Below are 20670 nucleotides of genomic sequence, written 5' to 3' on the forward strand. Positions count from 1 at the left end.
CCTGTCGCATAAGTTTGCGCACCGTAACTTGTAAAACATTGTCAACTCGTGCATTTCTCGCTTTTTGTTGCCGCTTTGCTATCTTAGAGTTCATGACCGACTAACAATAACGGCCTGTATTTGTGGCATTTTCAGCCCGAATACGATGCTGCCCAGACATTGGCGTGAGAACATGGAAGGCACGATACTCAAACCAGAGCTCAAGGTTCCCGAGCAGAAAACAGCAAGCCTGTCGTTTTGCGATACAACGCCGAAGGCATTCCGGGCCTGGGTCGACCAGCTGCCGATGGCCAATATTGGTGAATCATCGCGGCAGCTTTACCACGCCATTATCGAGCTCAACCACCTGTTTCTGACACCCCAGATGCGCATCCAGTACCTGGAGGCTATCCGCAGCAGCATCCACTTCGTGTGCAACGAGCTTTCGCGCCACTTCCTGGGCCTGGCCGTCGCCCTGCCGGAAAAACAGCGCAAAATTGCCAACCTGACCCAGGCCCTTCAGCTGCACCTGGCTTCCGGCTATAAGCGCTGCCTGCTGGAATACCTGGATAACGGTGGCCTGGACAAGAACCGCAAACACATTGCCATCGCCATCCATCGGGCGATTTCCGAGCTGGCGGCCACCATTGTCCGTTCGCACCAGCTCTACTGCCCCAGCCCGGCCCACAGCTGGCTTGAATGTCACCGGCTCTACCGCTTTGCCTGCCGAAACAAACTGGCAGATCACGATGTGGAAGACGACACCCTGAGCGCAAGCCGGGGCAGCACCGTGGCCGACAGTTATATACGCATCCTGCTACTCGGATGCGCGCGCCCGAACCAGCTGCGGCAATCCGAGCTGACCCAGATATACGAACTGTTCGAAGGCTGGACAAAATACTGCCAATGCGGCCCTGATGTCGGCCCTGACAGCCTGTTCGTGGTCAATATGGAGCGGGACAGCGCTCCGGTCTACCGTAGCCTGCTGGAAGGCAAGGCAGGCGACAACGGATTCGGTTTCGACACCGAGGAACTGTCCGGCTATCTGTCCGAAACCCTCGATGCCCGCAGATCCCACAGCAAGGCCCAGACCCGCCTGGAAGTTCCCGGCCCGGTCAGCGATACCTTGCTCACCCACCTGAGCCAGGCGCTCGGCATTATTGCCAAGCGTAACTTTAACCGTATCGCCAGCCAGGGCACCCTGGAAATCTCTGTTGGCCTGTCGGCCACCCATTACTTTGTTGCGGGCGAGAAGAGCTTTGCGGAGTTCCTGGATGGCAACGACAACGGCCACCACCAGAACAACCGCTTTATCCGCAATGCCAACCGCAAAGCCGATGCCTGGTCTGAAGCACACGATGCCGGCCCACACGACGACAAGCTGCACTCGGTCGACACCCCGATCACCTTCCGCGGCAGCACCCGTGCGGTTACCGAACACCACGACCGCAACCTGCCCAAGTCCCACCACGCGCTGCTGGTGAACACCAGCCCCGGCGGTTACTGCGTGGCCTGGGAGAACAACGTACCCAAAACCCTGCAGGCCGGAGAAATTCTCGGGGTTCGGGAGCAAAGCAGCCACCCCTGGAGCATTGCGGTGGTTCGCTGGTTGCGGCAAGTACGCAACCAGGGCACCCAGATTGGCATTGAATTGCTGGCCCCCAGCGCAGCCCCCTGCGCCATCCGGCTGATCCAGAAAATGGGCAACAGCAGTGAATACCTCCGGGGTTTGTTGTTACCGGAAATCAGTGCGGTGAACCACGCAGCCACCCTGATTACGCCCCGGCTTCCATTCCAGACCGGCAGCCGTATTTCACTGATGCACGATGGCCGGGAAGACCACGGCCAACTGCTGAAGAAAGTCTCCTCTACCGGCAGCATCAGCCAGTTCGAGCTGAAACTGCGCAGCCCGGAAATACTCCCAGGAGATAACCAGAATCCGCCGTCTGCACCAGGTAGCCGGGAAGACGAATTCGACTCCCTCTGGCCGTCCCTGTAACGGGACTCCTGCCACAACCGGGGCGCTTCAGGGTTGTTATTGGTCGCCAACCCCTGCATCATTCAGGCATTAACGAATGTCTACCTTTCTTGATGCAGAGCCCTCGGAATGCAGAAAAAAACCGCGACCGTACACCTTCTGATTCTGGATCCCTCCCAGAACGATGCAGAATCCATGGTCAGCTTGCTGCGCAACTCCGGCAAAGCGACCAGGGCGCACAGAATCACATCCGAAGAAGACCTCGAAGACGCCCTGAAAAACTCCAACTGGGATCTGTTCCTGGCCCGGGACCTGGAGCAGGAGTTCGGCCCGGATGATGCCCTGGCTACCATCAAACGGATGGACAAGGACATTCCCTTTGTTCTGCTGACCGAAGAATACGATCGCGAGCGTACCGTCAACATCATCCGGGCAGGCGCCCAGGATGCGATACCCTTTGAATACAAAGACTTGCTGGTTCTGGTGGCCAAGCGCGAGCTTGCCGCACTGGAAGACCGGCGCCGGCGCCGAACTCTCGAGTCCCACCTGCGCGAAGCCGAGCAACGTTGCCAGCTGCTGCTGGAAAGCTCCAAGGATGCCATTGCCTACATCAACGATGGCATGCATATCTACGCCAACCAGTCGTACATGGAATTCCTCGGCTACGACGATATCGACGACCTGATCTGCATCCCGGTCCTGGACACCCTGACGCCGGAGAGCCAGGAGCGGTACAAGGAATTCATGAAAGCCTTTGCCGAAGAACGCAAAGACGGCATGACCATGAACTGTACCGCCCGCCGCAGCGACCACCAGGAACTGGCCGTTACCATGTCGGTCTCTGCCGCCACCTACGATGGCGAAGCCTGCACCCAGATTGTGCTGCAACCGGAACACAGCGATGCCGAGCTGGAAGAAAAGCTGAAGCAGATCAGCAGCCAGGACCTGCTCACCGGCCTTTACAACCGTCAGTACCTGATGGACGAACTGGCCCGCACCATCGCCGAGGCAGGCAAGAACAACGAGACCGGAGCCCTTGCCTACATTGCCCTGGACAACTTCCAGAGCATCAAACACCAGATCGGCATCGCCGGCACAGACCTGTTGCTGGGCGATGTTGCCGCACTGCTCAAAGACAACACCGGCGAAGGCATTACCCTGGCCCGGCTCAGCGACGACGCCTTCTGCATGATGTGCATGCCTTGTGACGAGAAAGGTATGGCCATGCTGTGCGAGGGCGTTCGCAAGGCGGTGGATGATCACCTGTTCGACATCAACGGCCGTACCGTGCCGCTAACGGTCTCCATTGGTGTTGCCGCCATTACGGAGAATTCCCCGAAGGCTGAAGAACTGATCGGGCGTGCCCATGTCGCTTCCGGCGATGTAAAGAAACTGGAAGGCCACGAACGCGGTAACGGCGTCAAGGTATACAACCCCGCGGACTACGAAACCATCGAGGAATCCAATTCCGCCGATGCGATTCTCAAGGCCATGGACGATGGCCGGTTCCGGGTAATGTACCAGCCGATCATGAACCTGCGTGGCGAAGGCGACGAGCACTACGAAGTCACCGTGCTGATGCTGGACAAAGACAATAACGAAGTCTCGCCCTTCGACAAGCTTCCGCCGGTCGGTCGTGACGACGCCGCCACCAAGATTGACCGCTGGATGATCCTGCAGACCATCAAGCAACTGGCCAGCCATCGCGCCAGCGGCCACGATACCCGGCTGTTCCTGAACCTGTCGGCTGAAACCGTTCAGGACAAGACCTTTACGCCCTGGCTGAGCGTTGCCCTGAAAGCCGCAAGGCTGCCCGGTGATGCCCTGATATTCCAGTTCCGTGAAGGCGATGCCAACAACTTCATGAAGCAGGCCAAGGAGTTCACCAGGGCTGCGCACCAGTTGCACAGCAAGGTGTCTATCTCCCAGTTCGGCTGCGCGCTGGACCCGTACAACACCCTGAAACACATTGAAGCCGACTACGTTCGCCTGGATGGATCCTTTGTGGAGGAAGTGGACAAGGGTGATGCCGGCAAGGAGCAACTGAAAGCCATGGTGAAGGGCCTTCAGAACGCTGGCAAGATCACCATCATCCCGGATGTGCAGCATGCCAGCGTGCTGGCCCTGCTGTACCAGGCGGGTGTGAACTTTATCCAGGGTAACTACCTGCAGGCACCGTCGCCGGCCATGAACTACGATTTCGGGGCAGGCTGATCCGGCAACAGGTGCCAGAAAAACAAAGGGCGAGGTGTGATACCTCGCCCTTTGTGGTTTCAGCGGTCGGGATTCTGCAAAAACAGGTTGGTTTCGCTTTCCCGGAAACCGATCAGGTAGAGAATCGCATCCAGCCCCAGGGTGGAGATGGAATGCCGGGCCGACTCCTTCACCAGCGGCTTGGCCCGGAACGCCACACCGAGGCCGGCCTGGCTCAGCATGGGCAAGTCATTGGCACCATCGCCCACGGCAATCACCTGCTCCCGGGAGATATGCTCCTTCCCGGCAATTTCCAGCAGCAACTCCGCCTTGCGCTTGCCATCCACAACCTGGCCTTTTACCTGGCCGGTCACCTTGCCGTCGACAATCTCCAGCTCGTTGGCATAGATATAATCGATGCCCAGCTTCTGCTGCAGGTGGCGGGCAAAGTAGGTGAAGCCGCCAGACAGAATAGCCGTGCGATAGCCCAGTGCTTTCAGGCTGCGGATCAGGTGCTCGGCGCCCTCGGTCATACGCAGGCGGTTAGCGATACCCTCCAGAACGGATTCATCGAGGCCTTTCAGCAGCGCCAGGCGCTCGGCAAAGCTCTGACTGAAATCCAGCTCGCCCTGCATGGCCCGCTCGGTGATCTCGGCCACCTGCTCGCCGACACCGGCCTCGTGGGCCAGCTCGTCGATCACTTCCGCCTCGATCAGGGTCGAGTCCATATCAAACACCACCAGGCGGCGATTACGCCGGAAGATGGAATCTTCCTGGAACGCGATATCCACGTTCATCTCACCGGCAATGTGCAGGAATTCCGCCCGCAGCTGTTCCAGGTCTGACGGCGTGCCGCGCACCGAAAACTCCACACAGGCAATCCGGTTGTCGCTCGGATTGAGCGAAGGCCGGGCCGACAGCCGGGTAATGTTATCGATGTTCAGGCCATGGCGGGCGGTAATCGCCGACACCCGGGCAATCTGTTCTGCCTTGATGTCACGGGACAGAAGGGTGACGATGTAACAGGCACGGTTACGGCCTTCCGCCCAGGCCTGGTATTCCTCGACGGTAATCGGCGCAAAGCGCACCTGCAGGTCCAGCGAGTGCAGGCGGAACAGCAGGTCCCGGATGACCGGAGACGACTTGGACTCGTCCGGAATTTCGATCAGGATGCCCCAGGTCAGGTGATCGTGGATCACCGCCTGGCCGATATCCAGGATGCGCACATCATACTGGCCCATGATGCCGGTAATTTCCGACGTCAGCCCGGGCTTGTCGCGCCCGGATACGTTTACCAGTACCAGCTCACTCACTGTCTGTACTCTCCCCTTCCTGTTCCTGCGCTTCTTCCTGCGCCCGGGATGCAGACGGAATCACGTCGATACCATCCACCCGCTGCAAGCCTCTCGGCAACTTGTGGCCGCGACGCCCACGCTCACCGAGGTAATGTTCCAGGTCGCCGAATTTCAGCCCCAGCTTGCGCTTGCCGGCTTTCACTTCCACCTGGTCTTCCTCGCCGAACACGGCGACCGCAACCACATACTCTTCACGGCTCTGCACCCGGGCCGAGGGAATACTGATGATCTTGTTACCCTTACCCTTGGCCAGCTCCGGCAGCTCTGTGAGCGGGAACACCAGCATCCGGCCCTCGTTGGAAACCGCTGCGAGATACAGGGTGGACGCGGTTTCCGGGATTACCACCGGAGGCATGATCCGCGCCCCCTTCGGCACCGAAACCACCGCCTTGCCGGCGCGGTTCTTGCTGACCATGTCGTTCAGTGACGTCACGAAGCCGTAGCCGCCATCGGTCACCAGCAACGCCTTACGTTCAGGATTACCCATCAGCAAGCCTGAGAAGGTGGCGCCGGACGGCGGGTTGATGCGGCCGGTCAAAGGCTCACCCTGCCCCCGGGCAGAGGGCAGGCTATGGGCCATCAGGGCATAGGCCCGGCCGGTGGAATCCAGGAAGATGGCATGCTGGTTGTTGCGGCCCCGGGCAGCCAGGGCAAAGCGGTCGCCAGACTTGTAGCTGAGGCCTGCCGGGTCAATATCATGGCCCTTGGCGGCGCGCACCCAGCCTTTGTCAGACAGCACTACGGTAACCGGGTCGTTGGATACCAGGTCGGTTTCACTGAAGGCCCGGGCCTCTTCCCGCTCAACGATCGGTGAACGGCGATCATCACCGAAGGTTTCGGCATCCTGCTTCAGCTCGGTCTTGATCAGTTCCCGCAAACGGTCTTCCGAGCCCAGAATGGACTGCAGCTCGTCGCGCTCGGCGGCCAGTTCATCCTGTTCGCCACGGATCTTCATTTCCTCGAGCTTGGCCAGGTGGCGCAGTTTCAACTCAAGGATGGCTTCGGCCTGGTCCGCCGACAGCCCGAAACGGGCCATCAACTCGGCCTTGGGCTTGTCTTCGGTACGGATAATCTCGATCACTTCATCGATATTCAGATAAGCGATCAGCAAACCTTCCAGAATGTGCAGGCGCGCCAGGACCTTATCCAGGCGATGCTGCAAGCGGCGGGTGACGGTGGTTTTCCGGAACGCCAGCCACTCGGTCAGCATGGTACGCAGGCCTTTCACCCCGGGGCGGCCGTCATTTCCGATCACATTGATATTCACCCGGTAGGTTTTCTCAAGGTCTGTGCTGGCAAACAGGTGGGCCATCAGGCCGTCCAGGTCTACCCGGTTGGAACGCGGCACAATCACCAGGCGGGTGGGGTTTTCGTGATCTGACTCGTCCCGAAGGTCTGCCACCATGGGCAGCTTCTTGGTTTGCATCTGCTGGGCAATCTGCTCCAGCACCCGGTTACCGGAAACCTGGTGCGGCAGGTCGGTAATGACGACCTCTCCGCTCTCGCGAACCCAGCGGGCGCGCATGCGCAACGAACCGCGACCAGTTTCATACATTTGCCGCAGGTCTTTGCGCGGGGTAATGATTTCAGCACGGGTCGGGAAATCCGGGCCCTTGATGTGTTCACACAGCTGGTCAACGGTGGCATCCGGCTCATCCAGCAGGCGGATACAGGCAGCTGTCACTTCCCGCACGTTGTGGGGCGGAATGTCGGTCGCCATACCCACGGCAATGCCGGTAGTGCCGTTCAGCAGCACATGGGGCAGGCGTGCCGGCAGTACCGAAGGCTCTTCCATGGTGCCGTCAAAGTTAGGCGTCCAGTCCACGGTGCCCTGCCCCAGCTCTCCCAGCAGCACATCAGCGAAGGGCGCCAGGCGGGATTCGGTATAACGCATGGCGGCAAAGGACTTGGGATCATCCGGAGAACCCCAGTTACCCTGGCCGTCTACCAGCGGATAGCGGTAGGAAAACGGCTGGGCCATCAGCACCATAGCTTCATAACAGGCGCTGTCGCCATGGGGATGGAACTTACCCAACACGTCACCCACGGTACGGGCGGACTTCTTGTACTTGGAGGTGGACTTCAGCCCCAGCTCCGACATGGCATATACAATCCGGCGCTGTACCGGCTTGAGCCCGTCACCCACGTTGGGCAATGCCCGGTCGAGGATGACGTACATGGAATAGTCCAGATAGGCCTTCTCGGTATAATCCCTGAGGGAGACCCGCTCGAAACCTTCATCCGTTGTCTGAAACTCTGGCATAGATGCCTCTTTGCCTTAACTGCCTGTTTTGAAATGTGGTTGTGGTGCTAACCTCTGTGCCCGCCGTGTGCTTCGGGCAATGTCGGCACATTATATGGACGCCAGCCCGGATACACCAATTTCCAATAGCGGAATTCCCGCATGGAGAGTCTGTAAGGTGCGCCGTATTCTCGCCACAGTGAGTAGAAAGCCGTCTTATCTTTAACCAAGCGGAAACCTATGAAACCCAATCTGAAAGCCTGCGGGCATGCCATGGTCACGGCCCTGGTCAACGCCGTTCTGGCGGTTATCCTGATGCTACTGGTGGAGTTTGCTATCAGTGGCACATTCCAGGTACCCGAGCCCTATCTATGGGCGGGTTTCGTTATCTGGATCGTGGTTTTTTCGGGACAGTTCTGGCGGCAGCGGTATTTGTGCCGGTCTGCAGAACACACAGGAAGCGCCCAGGAAAGCTGAGCGGCGCTCAGGAAAGGAAATAGCTGAAAAAGGCGGCCCGGGGTTATTCCCGGGCCGCCTTTTTTCGTACTTACTGACGAATACCTTCTACCGAAATCTCGATTTTCACTGTCTCTGAGGCCTTGCCCAGGTCCATCGGAATACCGAAGTCTTTCAGTTTCAGCTCGGTTTCAGCCTCGAAACCCATCCGGTAACCGCCCCAGGGATCCTGGCCGTGGCCCAGCATTTCGGTATCCAGGGTCACTTCACGGGTTACGCCGCGCAGGGTCAGGTCGCCGACAATGTCTGCCTCGCCTTCTTCATCCAGCACTACGCGCTTGCTCTTGAAGGTGGCTTCCGGGAACTCACCCACGTGCAGGAAGTCTTCGCTGCGCAGGTGCTTGTCCCGCTCGGCGTGGTTGGAGTCGACGCTGGAGGTATCGATGGTTACAGATACCGAGCTGTTCTCCGGGTTTTCCGCGTCGTAGGTGAACTCGCCATCGAAGTCGTTGAAGCGGCCGTACAGCCAGCTGTAACCCAGATGAGAAATCTTGAAGGTGACGAACTGGTGCGCACCCTGGGTATCAAACGCGTAGGTGCCGCTGTGATCATCTGCCTGAACGGTTCCGGCAACGGCCAGTGACAATGCAGATGCCAAGAAAATCTTTTTCATGGTGTTCTCCTGTTACACAGTTTATTTGAGCAATTTCTACAACATTTCGGCAATCAGGCGCGGCCTGACATCCGGCGTAAGGTTTCATCCCGGTCTATAAAGTGGTGTTTCAGGGCGCCAAGGGCGTGTAGTCCCGCCAGGCCGACCAGTGCCCAGGTACTCCAGTGGTGAACGGCACCCGCAGTGTCTTCCATACCCTTCACCCGACCGGTCAGCGACGGCACGTCAAACAAGCCGAAGGCACTGATCGACGAACCGTCTGCCGTGGTAATCAGATAGCCACTGCCCATCGCGACAAACATCAGCACGTACAGCAGGCTGTGGGCCACATGGGCCGAGACGACTTCCCAGCGCTTGTGGCTGGCCAGGGGCCTGGGACTGGTGTTTATAAACCGCCACAGCAACCGGAACACCACCACTGCAAACAGTATCAGCCCGATGCTCCGGTGCAGGTCCGGCCCTTTTCGATACCATTCATCATAGTAGGACAGATCCACCATCCAGAATCCCAGGGCGAACAGCCCAATCACGACAGCCGCTACCAGCCAGTGCAGGACAACGGCGAGCCAGCCATAGTGATGTTCAGAATTCTTTAGCGACATGCCAATGCCCCTCCCGGGCTGAAATCGAGGTCGTAATCTTCAGGCACTAGTCTAGAGAGCCTCCAACAGTGAACCAACCAGAATGTTTTGCAGGCCAGCATCAGAATTTCTGATCAAGAATCCACAGAGGTTGACATCCACCACTTTTGGCGTATGCGGTTCTACGGATTGTTGAAATTCATGGCGGATATAAAATTTACTCATACTTTAAATCCGCCCCGTCGCGGGGCCTCAGTGACCGAGAGGAAACGACATGGAACTCGACTTCGACGAATCCGTAGTAGTACCCAGCAACAACTGATTTCAGACAAACCCGGCCAAGGCCGGGTTTTCTTTTTACAGCCCATACACAGTGGCAATGACTGCCACCGTCGTCAGCCCCACCAAAAGATTCATTGGCAACCCCACTTTCACAAAGTCGGAAAAGCGGTAACCTCCGGGCCCGAAAACCATCATATTGGTCTGATACCCCAAGGGCGTGGCAAAGCTGGCAGAGGCGGCCATCATCACGGCAATCACAAAAGGCTCTGCCGGAACGCCCATGCTGTTGGTCATCGATAGCACAACCGGAATGACCAACACTGCGGCTGCATTATTGGTGATCACTTCCGTCAGAAACGAAACCGCGCAGTAGACCAGGAACAGCGTGAGCAGAACCTGGCCGGCACTGAACGCCAGAATGCCCTCCGCCATAAACGTGGCCGCTCCCGTTTCTTCCAGTGCTGCTCCGAGTGCAAAGGACGCGGCAATGGTCAGCATAACCGGCACATCCACCGACTTCTGGGCCTGGCCCACCGAGCAGCAACCTAAAAGTATCATCATTGCAGCCCCCAGCAGGGCCGCATTGAGCATACTCAGCACTCCGCAAGCCGCCAGCCCCACAAAAACCAGCAGGATACCCCAGGATAACCACGCCCGGTCATGCCGTGGCGTTTCGGTTTCCAGGTCATTAATCAACAGGAAGTCTTTGTTGTAGCGCTGGCGACTGACAAACGCCGGGCGCGCCTCCAGCAGCAACACGTCCCCGGGCTTCAGCCGGATATTGCCGAGGTTGCCGGACACCCGTTCGCCACCCCGGGCAACCGCCAGCACCACGGCACCGTACCGGTCCCGGAACCGGGCATCCCGAATGGTCAGGCCCAGGACATCCGATTGCGGAGACAAGGCTGCCTCGACCAGCCGGCGTTCCGCACGGTCCTGGCTGAGGCTGGGTTCGTCATCGTGCACCGACGGCACAATGCCATTGATGCGCAACAGGTCTGAAATCGCCTGAGTATCACCGGCAAACACCAGCCGATCACCGCCACGCAGCCGCTCTTCCGACGGGACCGCAGTAACTACGCTGCCACCCCTCTCGATCTCCACCAGGTACAACCGCTCCAGTTCCCGCAAGCCGGCTTCGCCAACGGTTTTCCCCACCAGCGGGCCGTTCAGGGCCACAGCCACTTCCAGCGTGAACTCCCTCATGGCCCCAAACTTCTGCTGGTCTTTGCGGTCAGGCAACACCCGCGGCATCAGCAACAACATCACAGCCAGGCCAGTGATCGCGACCGGCAAACCCACCGCAGTGATCGAGAATATCGAGAATCCGGCTTCACCTGTCAGCTGCTGGTACTGCCCGTTGACCACCAGGTTAGTACTGGTGCCGATCAGCGTCAGGGTGCCCCCCAGAATGGCCGAGTAACTTAACGGAATCATTAGCTTGGAGGGTGCGATGCCGATCTTCCGTGACCAGGCATGAACGGCGGGGATCATGGTGGCAACCACCGGCGTGTTGTTCAGGAAACCGCTCAACAAGGCGACGGGCAGCGCAATACGGGCCTGGGCGGAACGGACGGATTTGGGGCTGCGCAGGAGGTGGTTCACTAACAGATCAACGCCGCCGGAATGATGAATACCCGCCGCTACCATAAACATGGCGACAACAGTAATCAGACCGCTATTGCTGAACCCGGCCAGTGCCTGGTCAGCCGAGATAATGCCGCTGGCACTGAGCACCACCAAGGCCGCCATCATCACCATGTGCGGTGCAAAGCGGCCGGAACTCATCAATAACAGGGCCACTAGCGCAAGCCCCAGGGAAAACCATCCTTGCCAGTCCATAACTCGGTCTTTTCCGGTTCAAAAACTGGCAGGATAGCGAGGCAGACAAATTCTGAGAAAGAATAACTATCGATTTTTATAGTTTATTAAGGAATATCAATGTAGGTTCACCCATAAGGTGACACTAAACGATCCGTTAAGTCTATGATTCTTCAGGCAGGCATAATCTATATGCTGTCACACTTTTTGCCCATATGCTGGCACTATAGCTGACTACCCGACTCAAAAGATGGCATTAGCATTTAGATCAGCTTTAACCCTCTGTTTTATAAACCACACTCAAGTCCGCTGCGGCTGGCTCTCATGTCCTGCCAAAAAATCGGTGTCAATTGCTTGAGCAGAGTCTGCGCCCTATTATGATGAGGCATTCGCCCATGGGATGATTTATGCGCTCTCCACGCTTCTCAGCGAATTTTCTTGCTGCACAGGTCGCCGGTTCCTGCCGCCTCGAAGGTATTCCGGTTTCCAAGCAGGATGAACAGACGATGAAGGACATCATTGCTGGCAACGTTGATTCTGCTCAGCTTCGTCGCGACCTCGTTAAGAAATTCCAATCTCAGAATCAAGCTACTCTTGATATTGCAGCGGGTCAGGCCGTATCTCCTTGTCCATAAATGACTACTCCCTCCACGACGCTTCTGCGAACGTCCTTTATCAAAGTTTACTTTTGAGGTGCTGCGAATGAACGACGCGCAGTGCCCATCACTTAACGGTGCACCGAAAATACAGGGACGTTCCTATATGCGGTGGTTTCAAAAGTCTCTGAAAGAGGCTTGGTCATTTATCCTCGCTCTGCGTAACAGGGGGCACTGTGCCCTTGTTATGCTCAACTTCGGGCAATTACCTACCCATAAATTGGCGAAGGCAGACTTGGGTAGGCCCGATATACGTGAAGAAAAACCTTTTCTGTAATATCTGAAATCTCTTCTTCTTCATATTGCTCAATGGGCAGCCCCGTCTTTTCGTCATAGAGAAAATCAAATATCTGCTGTTTGACAGCATCACGCGATGATTCTTTCTGTTTCCAATTGCCCACCCTCAGCCGTTCAGCCTTAAGTGTTGCGAGCAATGAGGTTGCGACCTGCTTAATTTGCGCCACTTCCTTAGGCTGTAAGTTGGGCTTACTCAACAGGTCGAACAACACCAGGGACTCCTCATCCAAACCTTCTCGCATCGCACGCTTTTCTTCATGGGAAAGCTCACCATTAAGTCTGAGCAGTGCCTCGAAGGTTTTCTCAATCACCACGCGATCCTTTTCCTGGTTATACTCCTTAACCAGCTTTTCGTAGTGCTCTTGATAGTCAGTGCGCAGCGGGTTCTGCATCATGAGGCGAGCTAGCTTTTTCTCAACCACGTGCTTAAGCGACTGCACCGTTGTATTCTTGCGCTCTGAACGAGCGAACTCCTGGCGAAGACGGTCAAAATCGATCTTGCTGATATCGTAAATTCGATCACCATCCGGTTTTGGCTCTTTGATTTTTTGTGTGGTGTCGATACTACCATCAACGATCTCATACAGTTCTTTCATGATATCGGAGACATCGGCTTTCTCCTTGTCTGACTGCAAACTCTTATAAAGCACATTGATCGCATCACGCATATCACGATAGCCATTTACGCCCGGCACATTAATACAGGCTTTAAACTTGCTGAACACATCTCTGGCCATAACCTCAAAACGTTTTCTTGTTTCGTCATTCTGATTGATGGTTTCTTTGGCCTGGGAAATCGCAGCATTCTTGGCAAAGCCTGTTTCTGTGATAATTCGGCTCAGTTCAAAATCATGCTTTCGTAAAAACTCAGCGACAAAACTAATCGACTCGTTCAGACTCTCCAACAACTCTTCGTTGGGCTTGGCTGGCTCTTTTTCTCCCTCACCACCGCCGTGCCCTTCATCGCCAGCACCGGCAAAGGTCGCCAAAGCTTTGCGGAGGTTTTTCAGTATTCCGCAGTAATCCACAATCAAGCCATTATTCTTGCCTTCCGCCACGCGATTTGCCCTAGCAATGGCTTGCATTAATGTATGCGCCTTCAAGGGCTTGTCTAAATAAAGGGTCGAAAGTGTTGGCACGTCAAATCCGGTTAGCCACATGGCACACACTACGGCCACTCTGAATGGGTGCTAGCTGGATTTAAAAGCCTCTTCCATATCCAGGCGAGAGCCGTCAGCCAGTTCAAATCCCGCTTTAAGTAGCTGTCGATGAGGTTTAATATCCAGCCCCCATTTTTCGAACTTGGCGACTTCTCCCTGCTCTTCACTGACCACAACAGCCATCAGCGTTTCTTTCATCCATGCCAATTGACGCTCTCGCCAGGCCAGGTCCTGCTCGTCGGTTGCTGACAGAAGCTCTTTTTCTTTGGCCTTTATTTCTTGCTGCCAGTAAAAGTCGATCAGTTTGTGCATACGCACGCAAGTAATCTTGTCGATGCATACAAACATGGCCTTGCCTGTTTCCCAGGCATTGGCATAGTGGGCCACAAAATCACGGGCAATTTGATCCAGTCGGCTGGTTGCGGTAATGATGTGATAATCACGCTTTAGCTCGCGCTCTAGCCTTTGCTGAACGTCAACATCCTCGATTTCCAATTCATCCAGCTTTTCAGCGATGCGTTCATTGATTCCTTTGGGGTCAGCAACCGTGTGCTCGTTGCCATCCTCATCGGTGAATACCAACTCTTCACCACGGGCATCGTAGTACAAGGGCACCGTCGCTTTATCTTCTACAGCCCGCTGGAAATCATAGGTAGAGATGTAATCACCAAATACCTTCTTGGTAATCTCATCGTCTTTAAACAAGGGCGTTCCGGTAAAGCCGATAAAACTGGCATTGGGCAACGCATTGCGCATATTTAAAGACAAGGTGCCATATTGTGTGCGATGCGCCTCATCAGTGATGACGATGATGTCGTCGCGCTCGGAATAAGGGTTTTTAGGGTCTACCTTTTCGTTAAATTTTTGAATCAAGGTAAATACAAACGCCTTTTGCTGGCCGATCAGCTCTTTCAGGTCTTTACCACTATCGGCGCGGCACGGGTCTTTATCGTTGTCGACCAAGCCACAGCCTGCAAAGGTTTTATAAATCTGTGTATCGAGATCTTCTCGGTCAGTCAGCACCACAAAGGTATAGTTCCCACCCAGTTTTCGATGCACCATCTGAGCGAAAAAGACAATCGAATAGGACTTTCCAGAGCCCTGGGTATGCCAGAAAACTCCCAACTTACCCATCCGCTCGCCACGATTAATCACGGCATCAATGGCGCGGCTAACACCAAGATATTGGTGATTGCGGGCAATAATCTTTACCAGGCGGCCCGAGCTCTGGTCAAACAGAGTGAAGTTCTCAAAAATGTCCATGAGGTTGGCTTTGGAGCAGGTACCCTTCAGCAAGGTTTCCATATCCACCACGCCAGGCTCACTTTCGTTCAAGCGTTTCCAGTCATTAAAATGTTCAAATTTGCTGGAAACCGAGCCGATCTTGGCATCAATGCCATTGCCCAGAATAATGAAGGCATTGTGGTAAAAGAGGTGCGGTACCGTATCTTTGTAGTCGGCGAGATTCTGTTCGTAGGCAGCACGAATGTCCGTATTAACGTTTTTCACCTCCATGAATAACAGGGGAATGCCATTTACAAATCCGACAAGGTCTGCCCTGCGACGATAAATATCGCCTTTAATCCAGAACTCCCGCACCAGCAAGAAGTGGTTATTTTCGTAATTATCGAAGTCAAACAGACGAAGTCGCTTCTTTACCCGCTCGCCTTTTTCGTTATAGAAACTGACTTCCACACCATTTTTGTGCAGCGAATACTTTTCCTTGTTCACCGCAACAATATTGGTGGATGGCGGCATTTCACATACAACGCGCAGTGCCTCTTGGTAGGCGACATCCGACAAGCCTGGATTCAGCTCAATTAACTTCTCTCCCAGATAACGGGTTAACACGACTTCTTGCTCTGAAAGCCGCCCTAAATCACCTTCCTTGCCTAGCTTTTCATACATGCCCAGGATAGATTCATCCCACTGCAATTGGTTCAGCAGGTAGTCTGCGGTGACCTCCTGAACCAGGGTTTCTTCAGTCATGGCCATGATTAAGTCCTTCTACTTCTTGTTCTTTACTTGATAACGTACTGGGCGATTGAGCTTTTTCACCACCCCGGCTTCTACAGCACGCTTCAACCAATCATTTAACTGTGACTTGTGTAGTTGCGTGCTGACAATCAGCTCATCGACTGAAACGGGTTCCTTAGCTAACCTTTGAAGCTCGCTAGCAAACAACCGGTAAAAATCGACGGGGCCTGATGGTGCGGCTTCGCTTTCAGCAATCTGCTCTGATTGATCCTCAATCTCTGCTTGGCTTTCGGCAACTACACGTTCGCGCTCTGCTTTGAAAGCGTCTCTTTCAGGCTCAGGCTCGAGCTCTGCAAACAACTCAGGTTGCGCTGGCATGGCAAAGAGATCAACCTGCTCTTCCTTAACCTGACTCGAACGGACATCTTCATTTCTCACTAAATCAGCAATCGTTAAGGCTTGAGCATCAGCCTCCAACCAACGACCACCTTTGGCTACCAAATCGGCATTGGCCGCATCTTTGTCCGTCGTGTGTTTAACCCACAGCGGCACCCATGTTTTTTTCAGGTTTTCTTCTGCTCCGTTGAGCGTGCCGCCTTTTTTGCCGGAGTGAATCACCAGGGAGCTGTCTGCCAGACAGTAGATATATTTATTGCGGGCCATGGCATTACCGGCACTAAACCCCGCCTCGGGGTAGAAAGGCGATACCAACACTGCATGGCCATCCATCAGGCCTTTACGCCACTTGCTGCTAGTCGCCGCTTTTAGCAGGCTATCGGCCATCACGCCGATTACAATACCACCATGCTTTACGGCACCTAGCATTGCCGCTTCATCGACACCGCGCGCACCACCGGAGACAATGGCAATGCCCTCTGATGCTGCTTTGGCACCTACTTGGTCAGTAAAAGCCAAATCAGACTCACTGGCATTACGCGAGCCGATAACCGCCAAACCGCCCGCATTCAACAAGGCTTTGTTACCGCAGCCAAACAGCACTGGCGGGGAATCCGTTTTCAACCGCTGCTTCAAGCGCCTTGGGTATTCAGAGTCGGAGCGAGTCACCACCCAGAGGCCAGCCCGTTGCCATTTTTCCATGGCCAGTGCGAGACTGTGGCCACGGTTCAGCAGCTCAATGATGCGCTCCGCACTGATACGCGCATCATGCCAGCCTTGCAGCAACGCTTTCGGATCGGCAACCAACAGGTCGGCCGGTGTGGTGGACTTTTCTTTTAACCATAAGGCAAAGCGCCCCCACTCTGCGTTAGTAAGCGGCTTAGCGCTTTCGCTACTGGCTTTCGAAAAGTAGCTCGTCAGCAGCAAGGTCGCTTGCGCCGTGGGTGACAATAAGCTGGATACGTTCATGAATCTTTTACCGAAGAAGAAGCTAGCGCAACGGGATAGACCACACCGCTGCCTGCTTGCTGTAAGAGCGCGGCGATGACCGTCAGCGTCCAGCCAGAATCCACAATATCATCCACCAAGAGAACCGGCGCATCCGGCACAGGCTGCTCGATTGCAAACGCACCATCCAGATTTCGGCATTGATGAAAGCGATTTTGCTGGCCTTTTTGCGGCTGGTTATCTTTGACTTTGCTTACGGCATCTAAAAATGGAAGGCCTAACCGTGCGGCCAGGCGACGGGCAAAATCAGGCACCAATTCAGGATGATTACGTGACGGTACACAGCACACCCACTGTGGCGCGGGATTGGGCTGCCACCGTTGCAGAATCATTTCTGCCATGGCCTCTACCAGGTCATCACTAAAGCGCCCAGCATGTTTGTTGTCGGCAACCGTACGCCCCCAACCAGCATCCCCCCAACGGGACAAAACACGGCCTTCTTGTGCACGCAACCCATGCGGCAGATTACCCTTAAAGCCGTATTCCACAAACGCATTGGAGGCCACCTGTACGTTGGGTGTGATATGTATTTCCGCGTGTTTAAGGAAAGTACCCGCGCGATGCACTAAGGTAGGATCTACCGGTATATCGATCACAAGCTGACCTAGACAAGATGAACATTTACCGCAGGGAGTTGGGTCGAGATCGTCCAGCGCCCGACGCAGAAAAGTCATCTTACACCCAGTATCTTCCAAATATGCCTGAACCTCCTGCCACTCCTGTACTCGTTGTCCCGTCAAATGAGCAATGCGGGCATGATCCATTCGATAATGCACGGGCGTTCTAAACCAACAGCTGCCGTCTTTAATTGCGGGAGCGGGGTTTTCCACACTCAGAAGGTTAAGCACTTTTTCAATTTGGCCATGACGCAGGTTGGTTTGCTCTTCAATCCTGCGGAGGGTTAAGCCATCACTCTGTTCCAGCAACTGCAAAATCTCATTAACCTGGGCCTCTGATGGAAAGGCCGAATCTCGAAAAAACTCGTGAATATCCTGATCTTCCACGCCGGACATCAATACGCCCAAGGCATAGTCAATACCACGCCCAGCACGGCCGACCTGCTGGTAATAAGCGACGATAGAGCCTGGAGCCTGATAGTGGATTACGAAGCTCAAGTCCGGCTTGTCGTAACCCATACCCAAAGCGGTGGTTGACACCAGAACCTTCAATTGGTTATTGAGCAACAATTCCTCGAGATACGGGCGGTATTCATTGCTATTCTCAAAACCCTCAGCCTTTACGCTACCGTAATAAGCTTTAGCATCGATGCCGTTATTGCTTAACCACTCAGCCACTTGCTCAGCGTCACGCACCGTCAATGTGTAGACAATGCCTGTGCCCGGCAAAGTAGGGATCACCTGCGCTAGCCAGGCCAAACGCGACGCCTGATCGGGCAGTATCAGGGTTTGCAACGCAAGGCTCTCCCGCATCAATGGGCCACGGTGGATCTGAATATCGCCGAGCTGTGTTTGAACATCTGCCACCACCCGATCATTCGCAGTGGCTGTTGTTCCCAGCACGCCAGTGTTAGCCGGTAACCCACGCAGGATGTTGGCGATCAGCCGGTACTCCGGGATAAAGTCATGCCCCCAGTCAGAAATACAGTGCGCCTCATCAACAACCATCAACCCCACTCTATCGGAGATTGGCGCAAGCACATCATCAAGAAATACTTGATTGGAAAACTGTTTCGGGTGGATGAAAAGCACATCTATTTCGTTACCTTGAAGTCTTCGAAGTATACTTGGCCGCTCTTCTCGGTTCGTTGAATCCCATCGAACAGCTTCAAGCCCTAATCGAACAGCCGCGTCAACTTGATTGCGCATCAACGCCAGCAATGGAGAGACAATAATGGTTGGCCCCATACCTCGATCGCGGAAGATTTTGGTGCTGATAAAGTAAACCGAGCTTTTACCCCAACCAGTACGCTGAACCACCAGCAGTTTCTGACGATGATTCACCAATGCATCAATGGCTTCCCACTGACCATCACGGAATTCGGCAGTAGGATTTGCCAGAGCGATTTGTAGTAATTGTTGGGCTTGGGCTCGATTCATGTTCACTCCTTGATTTACACGGTTAGCTCGCCGCTCATAAGTTTTGGTAGCAGTAAGTCGCGGGCTTGGGCGAGCTTGTTGTTGTAGTCCTGCAACTTATTAATTTGTTCTTGTATTGGCTTAACCTCTGATAAGAATCGATGATAGTTTTTATCGTCGGGTATAAGTATTTCTCGAGTTATGGTGATTTCTGGTGTATGGAAGCAGGCTGAAGGGGTGGCGTATCCTGTTGGTTGATCACCGCCAAGATCACAACCAACAGAGGAATGATACGCCATGTCCGAGTCTAACCTGCATGCTCTTTCACAACCAGAGGTAGCCAGCAACGACCCGTTGCACGAGTTGATCCGGCAGGGTGCCCGGGACCTGATCGCACAGGCCGTTGAGACGGAGCTGGAGAGCCTGTTGAAGCAGTACGCGGACGTCAAGACGCCGGATGGCCGCCGTGCTGTGGTGCGTAATGGGCACCTTCCCAAACGCGCTGTTCAGACAGGCGTCGGCGACGTAGAAGTCCAGGTTCCCAAAGTCCGGGATCGCAGTGGCTCCGGTATTCGCTTCAACAGCCACCTGCTGCCACCCTACTTGAAGCGCGCCCGGAGCCTGGAGGAACTGATTCCCTGGCTCTACCTGCGAGGTATTTCCTCCGGTGATTTCCAGGAGGCCCTGAGTGCGCTGGTTGGTGAACAAGCCAATGGCCTGTCGGCCAACACAGTGTCCCGGCTCAAGGCCAAGTGGCTGGATGAGCATAAGGACTGGCAGCGGCGAGACCTGAGCCAGAAGCGTTACGTCTACTGGTGGGCCGACGGCGTGTACAGCAACGTCCGCCTGGATGACCGGCTCTGCCTGCTGGTGATCATCGGCGTGACCGAGCACGGCCACAAGGAGTTGGTTGCTGTCGAGGACGGCCACCGGGAGTCCGAGGCCAGTTGGCGAGAGCTGCTCACGGATTTGCGGGAACGTGGCCTGGAGCCTTCGCCCAAGCTGGCTGTTGGTGATGGTGCGCTGGGGTTCTGGAAGGCCCTGAGCAAGGTATTTCCGGACACCCGGCATCAGCGGTGCTGGGTTCATAAGACCGCCAATGTGCTGGACAAGCTGCCAAAATCGATGCAGCCGAAGGTGAAGTCAGCCTTGCACGAGATCTATCTGGCCGAGACACGAGACAGCGCCCACAAGGCGTTCGACAGCACCCTGAGGCGGTTCCGGGACAAGTACCCGAAGGCCATGGAAAATCTGGAGAAGGACCGGGAGGCGCTGCTGGCCTTCTATGACTTCCCGGCGATTCACTGGATTCACTTGCGGACCACCAATCCGATTGAATCCACCTTCGCCACAGTACGGCTGAGAACCAAACGGAGCCGATCCTGCGGCTCCCGCGACACCACGTTATCGATGGTGTTCAAACTGCTCCAGTCCGCCCAGAAACGCTGGAAGCGAATCAAGGGGTTTGACCAACTGAAGCTGGTCGTGGACAACGTGCAGTTTCAGGATGGAATACAGGTGGAAGATCAATCTGGCAGGAACGCTGCCTGATGGTCATACACCAGATTTGACAATAACTC

The 20670-nt window shown here is 55.2% G+C and carries 16 protein-coding genes; 5 read left to right on the forward strand and 11 right to left on the reverse strand.

The features are described from left to right. Positions 1 to 172 precede the first annotated feature (172 nt). A complete protein-coding gene (locus tag AC13DJ_RS17275) occupies positions 173 to 1978 on the forward strand; it encodes a GTPase (RefSeq protein WP_474539901.1) in 1806 nt (601 codons plus the stop codon). Between the two features lie 108 nt (positions 1979 to 2086). Continuing rightward, the gene (locus AC13DJ_RS17280; protein WP_474539902.1) at positions 2087 to 4171 is read left to right on the forward strand and encodes an EAL domain-containing protein; all 2085 of its coding nucleotides are present in this window, start codon (positions 2087 to 2089) and stop codon (positions 4169 to 4171) included. A 59-nt stretch (positions 4172 to 4230) separates the two neighbouring features. Here AC13DJ_RS17280 and serB read toward each other — a convergent pair whose 3' ends face one another. Next, positions 4231 to 5463 carry a phosphoserine phosphatase SerB gene (serB, locus tag AC13DJ_RS17285; protein ID WP_474539903.1) on the reverse strand — a complete coding sequence of 411 codons (1233 nt, stop codon included), beginning with the start codon at positions 5461 to 5463 and terminating at the stop codon, positions 4231 to 4233. Further along, entirely contained in the window at positions 5456 to 7768 is a 2313-nt protein-coding gene (gene parC / locus AC13DJ_RS17290) for a DNA topoisomerase IV subunit A (RefSeq protein WP_058341354.1), read from the reverse strand. Before parC ends, serB begins: the two co-directional genes overlap by 8 nt. Positions 7769 to 7987: 219 nt before the next feature. Here parC and AC13DJ_RS17295 point away from each other — a divergent pair, with 219 nt between their 5' ends. Then, the gene (locus AC13DJ_RS17295; protein ID WP_288371480.1) at positions 7988 to 8224 is read left to right on the forward strand and encodes a hypothetical protein; all 237 of its coding nucleotides are present in this window, start codon (positions 7988 to 7990) and stop codon (positions 8222 to 8224) included. Between the two features lie 70 nt (positions 8225 to 8294). Here AC13DJ_RS17295 and AC13DJ_RS17300 read toward each other — a convergent pair whose 3' ends face one another. From AC13DJ_RS17300 to AC13DJ_RS17315, 4 genes are all read right to left on the reverse strand, one after another. Next, a complete protein-coding gene (locus AC13DJ_RS17300) occupies positions 8295 to 8876 on the reverse strand; it encodes a YceI family protein (RefSeq protein ID WP_476130251.1) in 582 nt (193 codons plus the stop codon). A gap of 53 nt (positions 8877 to 8929) precedes the next feature. Further along, positions 8930 to 9478: a cytochrome b gene (locus tag AC13DJ_RS17305; protein WP_482933956.1), complete on the reverse strand. Its 549-nt coding sequence runs from the start codon at positions 9476 to 9478 to the stop codon at positions 8930 to 8932. 51 nt (positions 9479 to 9529) lie between these two features. After that, positions 9530 to 9682: a hypothetical protein gene (locus AC13DJ_RS17310; protein ID WP_482933957.1), complete on the reverse strand. Its 153-nt coding sequence runs from the start codon at positions 9680 to 9682 to the stop codon at positions 9530 to 9532. 132 nt (positions 9683 to 9814) lie between these two features. Continuing rightward, on the reverse strand, positions 9815 to 11581 hold the full coding sequence (locus tag AC13DJ_RS17315; protein WP_482933958.1) for an SLC13 family permease: 1767 nt from the start codon (positions 11579 to 11581) through the stop codon (positions 9815 to 9817). A 386-nt stretch (positions 11582 to 11967) separates the two neighbouring features. On the opposite strand from AC13DJ_RS17315, the gene AC13DJ_RS17320 reads away from it, so the two are divergent. Further along, positions 11968 to 12195 carry an antitoxin VbhA family protein gene (locus AC13DJ_RS17320; RefSeq protein ID WP_474539907.1) on the forward strand — a complete coding sequence of 76 codons (228 nt, stop codon included), beginning with the start codon at positions 11968 to 11970 and terminating at the stop codon, positions 12193 to 12195. A 230-nt stretch (positions 12196 to 12425) separates the two neighbouring features. On the opposite strand, the gene AC13DJ_RS17325 is transcribed toward AC13DJ_RS17320, so the two are convergent. From AC13DJ_RS17325 to AC13DJ_RS17345, 5 genes are read right to left on the reverse strand one after another with little or no spacing between them, the layout of a single operon-like run. After that, entirely contained in the window at positions 12426 to 13691 is a 1266-nt protein-coding gene (locus tag AC13DJ_RS17325) for a type I restriction enzyme endonuclease domain-containing protein (protein WP_482936987.1), read from the reverse strand. Between the two features lie 12 nt (positions 13692 to 13703). Then, entirely contained in the window at positions 13704 to 15668 is a 1965-nt protein-coding gene (locus AC13DJ_RS17330) for a type I restriction endonuclease subunit R (RefSeq protein ID WP_482936988.1), read from the reverse strand. A 12-nt stretch (positions 15669 to 15680) separates the two neighbouring features. Continuing rightward, positions 15681 to 17015: a DNA-processing protein DprA gene (locus tag AC13DJ_RS17335; protein WP_474539910.1), complete on the reverse strand. Its 1335-nt coding sequence runs from the start codon at positions 17013 to 17015 to the stop codon at positions 15681 to 15683. Further along, positions 17012 to 19111, reverse strand: a complete 2100-nt coding sequence (locus AC13DJ_RS17340; protein ID WP_474539911.1) for a DEAD/DEAH box helicase — start codon at positions 19109 to 19111, stop codon at positions 17012 to 17014. The genes AC13DJ_RS17335 and AC13DJ_RS17340 overlap by 4 nt, the downstream gene beginning before the upstream one ends. Before the next feature lie 14 nt (positions 19112 to 19125). Next, on the reverse strand, positions 19126 to 19389 hold the full coding sequence (locus tag AC13DJ_RS17345; protein WP_482936989.1) for a hypothetical protein: 264 nt from the start codon (positions 19387 to 19389) through the stop codon (positions 19126 to 19128). Here AC13DJ_RS17345 and AC13DJ_RS17350 point away from each other — a divergent pair. Then, positions 19388 to 20641 carry an IS256 family transposase gene (locus tag AC13DJ_RS17350; RefSeq protein ID WP_374787904.1) on the forward strand — a complete coding sequence of 418 codons (1254 nt, stop codon included), beginning with the start codon at positions 19388 to 19390 and terminating at the stop codon, positions 20639 to 20641. The two genes, AC13DJ_RS17345 and AC13DJ_RS17350, sit on opposite strands and share 2 nt — an antisense overlap. Positions 20642 to 20670 lie beyond the last annotated feature (29 nt).

The sequence above is a fragment of the Marinobacter sp. L-46 genome, assembly GCF_056859535.1.

Coding starts and splice junctions, on each gene's coding strand:
- AC13DJ_RS17295 (WP_288371480.1), top strand. CDS start 7,988: ATGAAACCCAATCTGAAAGCCTGCGGGCATGCCATGGTCACGGCCCTG.
- AC13DJ_RS17345 (WP_482936989.1), bottom strand. CDS start 19,389: ATGGCGTATCATTCCTCTGTTGGTTGTGATCTTGGCGGTGATCAACCA.
- AC13DJ_RS17300 (WP_476130251.1), bottom strand. CDS start 8,876: ATGAAAAAGATTTTCTTGGCATCTGCATTGTCACTGGCCGTTGCCGGA.
- AC13DJ_RS17320 (WP_474539907.1), top strand. CDS start 11,968: ATGCGCTCTCCACGCTTCTCAGCGAATTTTCTTGCTGCACAGGTCGCC.
- AC13DJ_RS17275 (WP_474539901.1), top strand. CDS start 173: ATGGAAGGCACGATACTCAAACCAGAGCTCAAGGTTCCCGAGCAGAAA.
- AC13DJ_RS17305 (WP_482933956.1), bottom strand. CDS start 9,478: ATGTCGCTAAAGAATTCTGAACATCACTATGGCTGGCTCGCCGTTGTC.
- AC13DJ_RS17330 (WP_482936988.1), bottom strand. CDS start 15,668: ATGGCCATGACTGAAGAAACCCTGGTTCAGGAGGTCACCGCAGACTAC.
- AC13DJ_RS17335 (WP_474539910.1), bottom strand. CDS start 17,015: ATGAACGTATCCAGCTTATTGTCACCCACGGCGCAAGCGACCTTGCTG.
- AC13DJ_RS17280 (WP_474539902.1), top strand. CDS start 2,087: ATGCAGAAAAAAACCGCGACCGTACACCTTCTGATTCTGGATCCCTCC.
- AC13DJ_RS17350 (WP_374787904.1), top strand. CDS start 19,388: ATGTCCGAGTCTAACCTGCATGCTCTTTCACAACCAGAGGTAGCCAGC.
- AC13DJ_RS17340 (WP_474539911.1), bottom strand. CDS start 19,111: ATGAATCGAGCCCAAGCCCAACAATTACTACAAATCGCTCTGGCAAAT.
- parC (WP_058341354.1), bottom strand. CDS start 7,768: ATGCCAGAGTTTCAGACAACGGATGAAGGTTTCGAGCGGGTCTCCCTC.
- AC13DJ_RS17310 (WP_482933957.1), bottom strand. CDS start 9,682: ATGAGTAAATTTTATATCCGCCATGAATTTCAACAATCCGTAGAACCG.
- AC13DJ_RS17315 (WP_482933958.1), bottom strand. CDS start 11,581: ATGGACTGGCAAGGATGGTTTTCCCTGGGGCTTGCGCTAGTGGCCCTG.